The organism is Nocardioides lianchengensis (assembly GCF_900101465.1).
GTDB classification, from domain to species: Bacteria; Actinomycetota; Actinomycetes; order Propionibacteriales; family Nocardioidaceae; genus Nocardioides; species Nocardioides lianchengensis.
On record NZ_FMZM01000003.1, the window covers coordinates 350135 to 361332 of the forward strand.

The 11198-nt window shown below is 73.9% G+C and carries 12 protein-coding genes and 1 riboswitch; of the genes, 5 read left to right on the plus strand and 7 right to left on the minus strand.

The features are described from left to right. Positions 1 to 2: 2 nt before the first annotated feature. Positions 3 to 284: a hypothetical protein gene (locus BLT76_RS07600; protein ID WP_090853148.1), complete on the minus strand. Its 282-nt coding sequence runs from the start codon at positions 282 to 284 to the stop codon at positions 3 to 5. Positions 285 to 395: 111 nt separating this feature from the next. Here BLT76_RS07600 and BLT76_RS07605 point away from each other — a divergent pair, with 111 nt between their 5' ends. Beyond that, complete coding sequence (locus BLT76_RS07605) at positions 396 to 575, plus strand: hypothetical protein (protein ID WP_139175440.1); 180 nt, start codon at positions 396 to 398, stop codon at positions 573 to 575. On the opposite strand, the gene BLT76_RS07610 is transcribed toward BLT76_RS07605, so the two are convergent. Beyond that, positions 572 to 1651 carry a WD40/YVTN/BNR-like repeat-containing protein gene (locus tag BLT76_RS07610; RefSeq protein ID WP_090853484.1) on the minus strand — a complete coding sequence of 360 codons (1080 nt, stop codon included), beginning with the start codon at positions 1649 to 1651 and terminating at the stop codon, positions 572 to 574. The two genes, BLT76_RS07605 and BLT76_RS07610, sit on opposite strands and share 4 nt — an antisense overlap. Positions 1652 to 1694: 43 nt before the next feature. On the opposite strand from BLT76_RS07610, the gene BLT76_RS07615 reads away from it, so the two are divergent. From BLT76_RS07615 to BLT76_RS07630, 4 genes are all read left to right on the plus strand, one after another. After that, positions 1695 to 2561 carry an EamA family transporter gene (locus BLT76_RS07615; protein ID WP_244509304.1) on the plus strand — a complete coding sequence of 289 codons (867 nt, stop codon included), beginning with the start codon at positions 1695 to 1697 and terminating at the stop codon, positions 2559 to 2561. A gap of 94 nt (positions 2562 to 2655) precedes the next feature. Beyond that, positions 2656 to 2877, plus strand: coding sequence for a hypothetical protein (locus tag BLT76_RS07620; protein ID WP_090853154.1), 222 nt, complete (start codon positions 2656 to 2658; stop codon positions 2875 to 2877). A 22-nt stretch (positions 2878 to 2899) separates the two neighbouring features. Then, a complete protein-coding gene (locus tag BLT76_RS07625) occupies positions 2900 to 3814 on the plus strand; it encodes an alpha/beta fold hydrolase (RefSeq protein ID WP_090853157.1) in 915 nt (304 codons plus the stop codon). A gap of 1 nt (position 3815) precedes the next feature. Next, positions 3816 to 4970, plus strand: a complete 1155-nt coding sequence (locus BLT76_RS07630; protein ID WP_090853163.1) for a PQQ-dependent sugar dehydrogenase — start codon at positions 3816 to 3818, stop codon at positions 4968 to 4970. Here BLT76_RS07630 and BLT76_RS07635 read toward each other — a convergent pair. From BLT76_RS07635 to BLT76_RS07655, 5 genes are read right to left on the minus strand one after another with little or no spacing between them, the layout of a single operon-like run. Continuing rightward, entirely contained in the window at positions 4957 to 5772 is an 816-nt protein-coding gene (locus BLT76_RS07635; RefSeq protein ID WP_211752784.1) for an ECF transporter S component, read from the minus strand. The two genes, BLT76_RS07630 and BLT76_RS07635, sit on opposite strands and share 14 nt — an antisense overlap. After that, positions 5769 to 7337 carry an ABC transporter ATP-binding protein gene (locus BLT76_RS07640; RefSeq protein WP_090853166.1) on the minus strand — a complete coding sequence of 523 codons (1569 nt, stop codon included), beginning with the start codon at positions 7335 to 7337 and terminating at the stop codon, positions 5769 to 5771. Before BLT76_RS07640 ends, BLT76_RS07635 begins: the two co-directional genes overlap by 4 nt. After that, on the minus strand, positions 7334 to 8431 hold the full coding sequence (locus BLT76_RS07645) for a CbiQ family ECF transporter T component (RefSeq protein WP_090853169.1): 1098 nt from the start codon (positions 8429 to 8431) through the stop codon (positions 7334 to 7336). The genes BLT76_RS07640 and BLT76_RS07645 overlap by 4 nt, the downstream gene beginning before the upstream one ends. Continuing rightward, positions 8428 to 9339: a hypothetical protein gene (locus BLT76_RS07650; RefSeq protein ID WP_090853171.1), complete on the minus strand. Its 912-nt coding sequence runs from the start codon at positions 9337 to 9339 to the stop codon at positions 8428 to 8430. Before BLT76_RS07650 ends, BLT76_RS07645 begins: the two co-directional genes overlap by 4 nt. Next, positions 9336 to 10925 carry a prenyltransferase/squalene oxidase repeat-containing protein gene (locus tag BLT76_RS07655; protein ID WP_090853174.1) on the minus strand — a complete coding sequence of 530 codons (1590 nt, stop codon included), beginning with the start codon at positions 10923 to 10925 and terminating at the stop codon, positions 9336 to 9338. Before BLT76_RS07655 ends, BLT76_RS07650 begins: the two co-directional genes overlap by 4 nt. 78 nt (positions 10926 to 11003) lie before the next feature. Further along, a riboswitch (cobalamin riboswitch) is annotated at positions 11004 to 11156 on the minus strand. Between the last annotated feature and the right edge of the window lie 42 nt (positions 11157 to 11198).

An 11198-nucleotide genomic window follows, 5' to 3' on the forward strand; every position in this document is an offset into this window, starting at 1 on the left:
AGCTAGAGGTAGGGGGCGACGGTGAGCGCCAGCCACGCTCCGGCGGCGACCAGGCCCACGAGCTCCACCCGGCCCGGCAGCTCGTCGTAGCGGTGCCGCGCCCCGGCGAGCGCGAAGACGACCGTCATCGCCGCGGCCCTCCCCACGCCCAGCCACTCCTGCCGGGCGAGCGCGAGGACCAACCCCGACACCCCGACCAGGGTGGCCAGCACGAACAGCCAGCCGATCCACGCACCGCGCCGCCGGGTGGGGACGGTGGGGAGGACGATGCCCTGGTCGCTCACCCGGAGATCGTCCCAGAGCGGCCACTCGGTCGGGCGCGGATCGAAGCTCCGTGTTCCTGCCCGACTGGACCACCTGCTTTCTTGAACGAGTTCAAAACTATGGTGCGGGTCATGACCCTCGTCTCCCTCGACGTGTTCCTCCTGATCCAGGCGGGCCTGTCCCTCACGGTCGCGGGCGCGATGACGCGGACACGCCTCCTCCTGTTCCTCGGGGTGCTGACGATGATCGTGGCCCTGGGGCTCATCCTCGGGATCCGGTCCGCCTGCGGGGACGTGGACAGCGGCTGCTAGACCCGCGCCGCCCGCACCACCAGCACGTCCGGGAGGTTCGCGACGACCTGCGCCCAGGTCCCGCCGGCGTCGGCGGAGGCCCAGACCGCGCCGTTGCGGGCACCGACGTACAGGCCGGTGGTGTCGTGGTCGTCGGCGCACATGGCATCGCGCATGACGCCGACGTAGAAGTAGTCCGGGAGGCCGTCGCCGAGCTCCTCCCAGCTCTCCCCCGCGTCGCGGGAGCGCCAGACGCGGGCCTTCCCATCGGTCGGGTAGCGCCCCTCGCCGGCGTTCAGCGGGAAGACGAAGACGGTGTCGGGCTCGTGCGGGTGCACGACGACCGGGAACCCGAAGTCGGCGGGCAGGCCGTCGGCGATCGAGACCCAGGTCGCGGCGTGGTCGTCGGAGCGATAGACGCCGCCGTGGTTCTGCAGGTAGAGCCGCTCGGGACGCGACGGGTGCCGGGCGACCTTGTGGACGCACTGGCCGAAGCGCGGGTACTGCTCCCCCTCCGGCAGGAACTCCGCCCGGATGCCGGTGTTGCGCGGCTCCCAGGACGCGCCGCCGTCGGCGGTCTGGTAGACGCCGCCGGTGGAGATGGCCACCGTGACCGAGGCCGGGTCGGTCGGGTGCGGGAGGATCGTGTGGAAGGCCTGGCCGCCGAAGCCGGCGCCCCACTGCGGTCGGTCGGGGTGCTCCCAGAGCGCGCGCTCGAGGGCGAACGACGCGCCGCCGTCCGTCGAGCGCCAGACCGCTCCGGGCTCGGTGCCGGCGTACACGACGCCGTCCTCGGCGCCCGGCACCAGCTGCCACACCCGCTCCACGGAGGCGCCGTCGTCCTCGGCGAAGCGGATCGCGCCCGGCGTCTCGGTCCACGATCGACCGAGATCCTCGCTGCGACGCACCTGCGGCCCGAGCCAGCTGGACGAGGAGCCGGCCAGCAGCCGCGGCGACGCCCCGCGGGTGTCGACCAGGCAGGAGTAGACCTCCTCCATGTCGTGGTGCGGCCCCGTGAACTCCCAGTCGCCGCGTGCGTCGTCGGACGTCCCGATCCACAGTCCCTTGCGCGTGCCCACCATCAGCACCGTGCCCATCCCTGCCTCCTCGCTCGCCGGACCTCGTCGGTAGGTTGACCCGGTGACGGCGAGGAAGTCATCGGCGATCTCCCCGATCTGGTTGGTGCTGATCGGCATCCTGTCCGTCCAGTTCGGCGCCGGCATCGCCAAGAGCCTCTTCGACGAGGTCGACCCGACCACGATCGTGTGGTTGCGGCTCGCGGCCAGCGCGCTGGTCATGCTGGCCATCGCCCGTCCGGTGCTGCGCGGCAAGACCCGCGACGACTGGCTCGTCGTCCTCGCGTACGGCGCCAGCCTCGGCCTGATGAACTGGTCGATCTACCAGTCCTTCCAGCGGATCCCGCTGGGCCTCGCCGTGACGATCGAGTTCGCCGGACCGCTGACCCTCGCGGTGCTGGGCTCGCGGCGGGTCCGCGACCTGCTCTGGGTCGGCCTGGCCGGGCTGGGCGTGCTGCTGCTCGGGTTCGAGCGCAGTGACCTCGACCCGGTCGGGGTGCTCTACGCGCTGCTGGCCGGCGCCGCGTGGGCGACGTACATCCTGATGAGTGCGCAGACCGGCCGACGCTGGCCGGGCTTCGATGGCCTGGTGGTCGCCAGCGTGGTGGCGATGCTGCTGCTGACCCCGCTCGCCCTGGGCGCCCACGCCGACGAGCTCGGCGACGGACGGATCCTGCTCCTCGGCGCGCTCGTCGGGCTGCTCAGCTCGGTCATCCCCTACACCTGCGAGCTGGTCGCACTCCGGTCGATCCGACCCGCGGTGTTCAGCATCCTGATGAGCCTGGAGCCGGCGGCCGCGGCGCTGGCCGGCATCGTGGTGCTGGCCGAGTTCCTGAGCCCGGTGCAGTGGGCGGCGATGGCCTGCGTCGTGGTCGCCAGCGTCGGCGCGACCCGCTCCGGGCGGGTGCTGGCCGAGCCCGCACCCTGCTAGTTCACGACCTCGTCACACGCCGGTGACCGCGAGGACGCCCACACCCCCTAGCGTGGGTGCTCCCCACCCCCAGCACCTCCCTCTCGGAGCAGCCATGTCGGTCGCCGCGCTCACGCCTCTGTCCCTGCTGCGCCGCGCCGAGCGGCGGCTCGACCAGTGGTCGGTCGAGTCCCAGCTGCGCGCCCGACGCAACGCCATGGTCGCCTCGACCGCGCTCGCGCAGCGCCGGGCCGAGCGCGAGGAGGTCGAGGACTTCTTCGCCGCGCTCGCCGCTCCGCCGGCCCGGCCGGCGACCGAGGTGCGCGCCGCGCGCTGACGGAGCACCTAGTCTGCGGGTCATGCCGACCTCCGCCGCCCGCATCGACGATCGCGCCGTCCTGGCCTTCCACGACGTCCTCTCCGACGACGGCACCCGGCTCCGGGCCTGGACCAACGACCCCGACGGCAGCATCGACGGCCCGACGGTCGTGCTCTGCAACGGCCTCGGCACCAACCCCTGGACCTGGCCGGCCCTGCTCCGACCGGACTGCGGCGTCCGCGTGGTGTCGTGGAACCACCGCGGCACCGGCGGCTCGGACCGGCCCGTCGACGTCGACCGCGTCGGCATCGACGAGTTCGTCGAGGATGCCCTGTCGGTGATGGACCACTTCGGCGTCGACCGGGCCGTGCTGATGGGCTGGTCGATGGGCGTGAACACCATGTTCGAGCTGGCCGCCGACCACCCCGAGCGTGTGACCGGCCTCTTCGCCGTGGCCGGGGTCCCCGGCGACACGTTCTCCACGATGCTCGGTCCGCTGCTGCTCCCCCGCCCGGCCGCGCGCGCCCTCACCGTCGGCCTGGCCCACGGGCTGCGCCTCGGAGGCCGCGCGCTCACGCCGATCGCGTCGCGACTCCCGGTCGGGCGCCGGGCGATCGACCTGCTCTCCCACTCCGGCTTCATGTTCCCCGTCGCCGACCCCGAGCTCGCGGTCGAGGCCGTGCGCGAGTTCCTGACCACGCCGCTCGACTGGTACGCCCACCTCGCCCTGCGCTCGTCCGAGCACCCGCGCGTCCCGCTCAGCCGGATCCGGGTGCCGGTCGCCTTCGTCGCGGCGTCGTACGACGTGCTCGCGGGCTCGCGCCACATGCGGACGGCGGCCGCGCGCCTCGTCGACGCGACGTACGTCGAGCTGCGCGGCAGCCACTTCATCCAGATGGAGCAGCCCGAGCGCGTGCACGAGCTGCTGTTGGCCTTCCTCCGTAGGGTCGGCTGACATGAAGCGAGCACTCGCCCTGGTCCTGTCGGCCGGACTGCTGGCGGGCTGCTCGCAGGGCGGGTCCGAGGTGACCTACGAGATCGAGGGCACACCGACCCCGACGCCCACCCCGAGCGCCCCGACGAGCGCCGCCGCGCCGTCGTCGTCGCCGAGCGCGACCGAGTCGACCGAGGCCGTCACGACGAAGCCGCCGAAGGTGCTGGGGACGATCGCGACCGGCCTCGCCGCCCCCTGGGGCCTGGACTTCCTGCCCGACGGCGACGCGATCGTCACCGAGCGCGACACCCGGCGGGTGCTGCGGATCGGCGGCGAGCGGCCGCACCGGGTCACCGAGCTCGGCACGATCGACGCCGCCGCGCCCCAGGGCGAGGCCGGGCTGCTCGGCGTTGCCGTGTCGCCCACCTTCGACGAGGACCGCTTCGTCTTCCTCTACGTCAGCACCGCCGAGGACAACCGGGTGGTTCGCGCGACGCTGCGCGGCAACCGGCTCGGCACGCCCGAGCCGATCCTCACCGGCATCCCCAACGGCTTCCGCCACGACGGCGGCCGGCTGGAGTTCGGGCCGAACGGCTACCTCTACGTGACCACCGGCGAGATCGGCGAGCCCGACCGCGCCCAGGACCGCGAGGACCTGGCCGGCAAGATCCTGCGGATCACGCCCGACGGCGACCCCGCCCCCGGGAACCCGTTCGACAGCCCGGTGTGGTCGTGGGGCCACCGCAACGTCCAGGGCCTGGCCTTCGTCGACGACCAGCTCTGGGCCTCGGAGTTCGGCGACCAGACCTTCGACGAGCTCAACCGGATCCGGGCCGGTGACAACTACGGCTGGCCGGAGGTCGAGGGCGAGGGCGGCACCGACCAGGGGTTCACCGATCCGCAGGTCACCTGGGGCACCGACGAGGCCTCCCCCTCCGGGCTCGCGTACGCCGGCGGCCACCTGTGGCTGGCCGCGCTGAAGGGCGAGCGGCTGTGGCGGGTCGACCTCGAGGACGGCGAGGCGACGAATCCGACGCCGTACTTCGTCGGTGACTACGGGCGGATGCGCACCGTGGTCACCGCTCCCGACGGACGGTTGTGGCTGACGACGAGCAACCGGGACGGTCGGATCGACCCCCGCGAGGGCGACGACCGGATCCTGGTCATCCGGCCGTAGTCGGCTCCTCGACACGACCGGTCACCGTCGCCCGCCGCGCGGCCCGGCGCAGGGTCGTCAGCACCGCCGGTCCGAGGACGACCACGGCGACCGCCGTGGTGACCGCCCGTCCGGTGTCGAAGCTGCTGGTCGAGGTCAGCAGCGTGTAGACGAGGAAGGTCTGCAGGTTGTCCAGCAGCGGCGCCCCCGGCACGTAGGCCAGCGAGCCCTCGTGGCCCGGCACCTGCACGCCGAGCAGGAACGGCCAGCCGGAGAGGTTCATCAGCAGGCCGTAGGCGTACGCCGCGACCACGCCGTACGCCGCGAGCATCACGACCTCGGCGCGCCCGGTGACCCGGCGCGGCAACAGCCCGGCGCCCATGCCGATCCAGGCCGAGCAGATCATCTGGAACGGCAGCCACGGGCCGACGCCCGCGGTCATCAGGGCCGACGCGAAGAGGGACGTGCAGCCGAGGACGAAGCCGAACCCGGCGCCGAACACCCGGCCGGCCAGGATCAGCAGGAAGAAGACCAGCTCGACGCCCGCCGTACCGGCCGAGATGCCGCGCAGCACGGCGTTGATGGCGCTCAGCACGCCGAGGACGGCCAGCACCCGAGGGTCCAGCCCGCCCTCACTGACCTCGGCCAGCACCACCGCGATCACGACCGGCAGCAGGGCCAGGAACAGGAAGGGCGGATCGACCCGGGTGGTGCCGGCGTCGACCTGAACGAGCAGCGGCCAGCAGAGCATGCCGAGCCCGGCGACCGAGGCGACCAGGAGCACCGCGGCCGAGCGGCGCGAGAGGGCGACGGCGCCGCTCACCGGACGCCGTCCAGGGCGGCCACGACCTCGTCGACCCGCAGCCAGGGCGAGCCCAGCACCTTGGTGACCTGGGGCGCGAAGGCCGGGGACTCGGCGACGACGCGTCGGACCGGGCCCGACGAGACGACCTCGCCCTCGGCCAGCACCACCACGTCGTCGGCGGCCTGGGCCACGAACTCGACGTCGTGGGTGGCGACCAGGACGGCGTGCCCGTTCGCGGCGAGGTCGCGCAGGATGGTGGCCAGCACCCGCTTCGCGGCGTAGTCGAGGCCGCGGGTGGGCTCGTCGAGCAGCACCACGCGCGGCCGGGCGGCCAGCACCAGGGCGAGTGCGAGCGCCAGGCGCTGGCCCTCCGAGAGGTCGCGCGGGTGCCCGTCGTCGGGGATGCCGGGGACCAGTCGGTCCAGGATCCTGCGCGTGGCCGGGCCGCCCGCGGCGCACTCCTCGGCGACCGTCTCCAGGTAGAGCAGGTCGCCGGCGGTCTGGGGCAGGAGGCCGACCAGCGCGCGGCGGTCCGCCGCCTCCAGCCGGGCCGGGTCCAGCTCGCCGACCTGGACCGTGCCCGCCTGCCGGCGGCCGGTGCCCTGCAGGCTCCACAGCAGGGAGGACTTGCCCGAGCCGTTGCGCCCCATCAGCGCCGTCACCCGGCCCGCGGGGACTCGGACGTCGACCTCCCGCAGCGCCACGGTGCGGCCGTGCACGACGGTGACCCCGGTGGCCACCAGGCCGGGTGCCGCGGTCGGCTCGGTCGCCGGCTCGGGGAGAGCCAGGGCCGGCAGCTCTCGTGCCCGCCGGCGCGCGTCGCGCACGCTCAGCGGCAGCGGCGACCAGCCGGCCGCGCGGCCCAGCTCCACGATCGGAGGTACGACGGGGGACGTCGCCAGCAGCTGCGCCGGCTCCCCCACCGCGACCCGTCCGTCACCGGTCAGCAGGCACATCCGGTCGGCGAACGGGACCACCCGCTCCAGGCGGTGCTCGGCCAGCAGCACCGAGACGCCGAGGTCGTGGACGAGCCGGGTGAGGGTGGCGAGCACCTCCTCGGCCGCGGTGGGGTCGAGCGCCGAGGTGGGCTCGTCGAGCACCAGCAGCCGCGGGTGCATGGTCAGCACCGCCCCGATCGCCACCCGCTGCTGCTGGCCGCCGGAGAGGGTGCGCAGGTCGCGGTCGCGCAGCTCGGCGATCCCGAGCAGGTCGAGGGTCTCCTCGACCCGGCGGCGCATCGTCTCGGCGGGCAGGCCGAGCTGCTCCATCCCGTAGGCGAGCTCGTCCTCCACGGTGTCGGTCACGAAGCCGGCGGCCGGGTCCTGGCCGACGTAACCGATCGCGTGGGCGCGCTCGCGTGGCGGCGTACGGACGATGCTGACGCCGTCGAGCAGCACGTCGCCGCCGAGAACCCCACCGGAGAAGCGCGGCACCAGGCCGGTCACCACGCCCAGGAGGGTGGACTTCCCGACACCGGTCGGGCCGGAGACCAGGACCAGCTCGCCCTCGTCGAGGTCGAGGTCGACGCCGTCGAGGATGCGGTGGTCGTCGTAGGCGAAGGTGATGCCGCGCAGCTCGATCACGCCAGCACCACCCGGGGCGGTGGCGCCAGGGCGGCCGCCGCGAGCCCGATGAGGGCGCCGGCCAGGGCGACCGCGCTGACCTGCGGGACGGAGGCCAGTCCCGGGTAGGCCAGCAGCGGCGTCTCGTGGGCGACCCACCAGCCGCTCACCCCGGCGGCCAGTCCGCAGAGCGCGACGCCGGTCTCGGGCCAGCGCCACGGGTCGGGACGGTACGTCGTCCGCTCGGCCCGCCGCCCCGCGCTGCGCAGCCCGGCAGCCGCGAGCACCAGGCCGAGGACGACCATCGGCAGCGCCAGCCAGCGCGGAGCGGTGGCGTCGAGGACGGCGTACGAGCCGACGCACAGCCCGCACAGCCCGAGCAGGAGCAGCGCGCCCGTGGTCCGCCGCTCGCCGCGCGACGCCCCGGAGCTGCGGCCGTAGCCGCGGGCGTCCATCCCGGCGGCCAGCGCCAGCGACCGCTCGAGGGCGTCCTCCAGCACCGGCACGAGGGTACGGCGGAGCCGGCCGACCCGACGCTCGTCACCGGCCCGCAGCCGCTGGGCGGCTCGGACCCGGCGGACGCTGTCGGCCAGCTGCGGCAGCACCGTGACCGCCACGACCAGTGCGGTGCCGATCTCGTAGAGCGCCGACGGCATCGAGCGCAGCAGCCGCTTCGGGTTGGCCAGGGCGTTGGCGGCGCCGAGGCAGATCACCACGGCGGCCAGCCGCATCCCGTCGTACAGCCCGGCGAGGAGGGCCTCCTGCGTGACGGGGCCGAGCAGGGTGATGCCGAGGACCCAGTCCGGGAGCGGGATCTCCGGCAGATCCAGCAGGACGGTCCCCTCGTAGGACCCCCCGAAGATCAGGCGGAAGACGACCCGGATCACGACGATCGCCAACCCCAGCCAGAGGTAGAGGCGGAACGAGCGGGCCCAGGGCTGCTCGGAGCGGCGGGCGGTCACGACCAGGGCTGCGACGCCCACCAGGAGCAGCAGCACGAACGGGTTGGTGGTCGCCGAGGCCGTCGCCGCGAGGCCGATCGCCCACGCCCACCAGGCCAGCGGGTGCAGGTCGCGCGGCAGCCGACCCGCGCGGACGGCGGTGGCCGCGGTCACGGTCCCGACGAGCGAGCGGACCGGCGTCGGAGGACGACGGCGCCGGCCGTCCCGCCACCGATCGCGACGAGCAGGGTCAGCACCAGCCAGGTCGGGACGCCCTCGTCGGTCGTCGTGTCGCTCGACGCCGGCGCGACCGGGTCGACGACGTCCGCGCTGGGCGGCGGCGCCGAGACGCCGCTGCTCGGCACGCCGGACGGCGAGCCGGCCGCGGTCGTCGACGCCGAGAGCGACCCGGACGGGGACGGTTCGACGGAGGTGGACGGGGTGTCGGTGGCCGCCGACGACGGAGCCGATGACGGTACGGCCGAGGGACTCGGCGTCGCCGCAGAAGAGGCGGGCCGCGCAGGCTTCGACGACGGCTTCGACGACGGCTTCTTCGTAGGCTTCGCGGACGGCGAGGAGGTGGGCGTCGGTGCTGCGGTCGGAGGGACGGGGGCGCGCACCCCCGGCGGGGTGGCGGAGGCTGAGCCCTGCTTCCAGGCGAAGGCGACTGAGCCACCGGCCGGGACCTTCAGCGAGCCGACCCCGTAGTTGGAGAAGCTCCAGGTTCCGCTGCGGCCGTCGGTCCACCACAGGCCCCAGAACGCGTCGTTCGGCGGGGTGTCCGCACACGCCTGGTTGTCGGGCTTCAGCGCGACGCGGCAGACGAACCCGGGCTCGCTCTGGACGTACTCCAGTCCGAAGCCCGCCGCCGGGAAGAGTGCGGAGGCCTTCTGCCCGGCGCCGTCGACGCAGGTCCCCTGCACCCCTCCGCCCAACTGCTTGAAGTCGACGATGACGCTGACGCCGTCTGCGTCGGAGCACGTCGACGCGGACGCCTGCGGAGCGGTGGCGACGACACCCAGACTCGTCGCCGCGACCACGAGGGCCGCGACGACGAGCCGGCGGAACGGACGAGAGGTCATCGGGTGACGGTGACGACCTTCGTGCCCCTGCGGTTGGCGAACTCGCCACGGACGACGAGCTTGGCCCGGCCGAGCTTGGTCGCTCGGAAGCGCACCGTCTTGCGACCGCTCGCGTTCGCCTTGGTCGTGACGACCTTCTTGCCGCGGAAGGCAACCGTGATGGACTCGCCGGCGGCGAGGCCCCTGACCTTCACGACGACCCGCTTGCCCTTGCGGACCTTGGTCGCCGTGGCGAAGCGGACCTTCAGGCCGGCGAGCCCTCGGATCGTCACCGACGCGGTCTGACCGCCGGCGTCGACGACCGAGACGGCGGTACGCGCGGTCCTGGCCGGCAGCGTCACCGTCGACCGGGCGGTGCCGGTCGCCGGGAGCGTCACGAGCGTACGAGCACCCGCTGCGCTCACGCACAGGGTGTCGCCGGGGGCGCCCGTCAGCGTCACCGGCTGCTGGGAGCCGGCGCGGACCAGCTTGGCGGTCGCGTCCACGCTCGGCTTGCCCATCGCGTTCCCGCCGTCCGCCCACAGGAGGGCCGGCACGGCCTGGGTGGACGCACGGGTCGCGACGCTGTTGTCGACGGCGTCGAGCGCACCGGCCTTGGCGTTGGCGAAGCCCAGGTCGTCGAGGGTGACGGCGCCGGAATCCTTCGTGGCGAACGGCACGCACGCACCGGCGTTGGCCAGCTGGTGGGCACGCAGCCAGGAGGCCGCGTCGGCGGCGTAGTCGGTCGCACCCGCCACGCCCATCGCCCAACCCGCGAGACCGGTGGAGTTGGCATTGCCGCCGAACGAGCCGTTGTCGGCCTGCTGGGAGATCAGCCAGGCGACGGCCGACTCGATGGCCGCAGCGACGACCGGCTCGTCCTTCTGGCTCTGCAGCATCAGCACAGCCAGGCCGGTGGAGTCGACGCTCGGGGTCGTCGTCGCGGCACCGTCGCACGTCTGGTCGGCGGCGTCCTTGGCGGAGAAGTCCTGCCGGAAGAATCCCTCGTCGCACTGCTGCGCGAGCAGGAAGGTACGGGCGGCGGCTGCCTCGTCGGAACCAGCCAGGTCGAGGGCGGACGCGGCGTACGCCTGGGTGAGCGGAGAGTTGTAGTCGTTGGGGTCGGCGTCGACCAGGCGCCCGACGATCCCTGCCTCCTCGGAGACGTTGCCTTCCAACGCGGTCACCAGCTCAGTGATGGATGCGCCCGTGCGGCCCTGCGCCACGAGGAACGACGCCAGCTTGGCCCGCGCACCACCGCTGAAGGCGTAGTTGCCGATGTTGGCCACCAGCGCGTCCGTCACCGCCGTGAGCTTGGCGCCCTGGCTGCCGACCGCGTCCAGGGCGAACCCGAGGTCGACGGTCAGGCCGTAGTCGGTGTAGCTCTGAGGCGGGTTGCCCTCGGGGTAGACGTAGAAGGTCTTGACCAGGCTGTCGGCGCCGGGCTGGGCGGCGAGGTAGCGGGCTCCGGCAGCGGCGGGCGCCGGGTCCGAGCCGGCCGGAGCCGGGATGGGCGCAGCCTGCGCGCCGGGGGCCGACAGCCCGAGACCGAGCGCCAGGACGGCACCGGTCACGGCGGCGGTGCCGCGTGCGGTGGTGCGATTCATGGGTTCCTTCCCGCTGCGACAGCGGGCGGGAACCGGCGGAACCGGCTCGGCCACCCGCTGCGTTCCTCGACAGCGATGTGATCAGGACGCGTCACGGCAGGTGCTCCGGCTCGCCGCGGAGTACGTCGTACTCCGCGGCACACGGTTGCGGGTCAGCGCCGGGCTCGCACCGGCTTCCCCTGCTGCGGGCGTTGGTGAATGTGTCCCGGCACCATAACCCCGCTCCCGACGCAGGACGTCATGCGGACCGAGCCCCCGAGGGCTCCCTCCGCA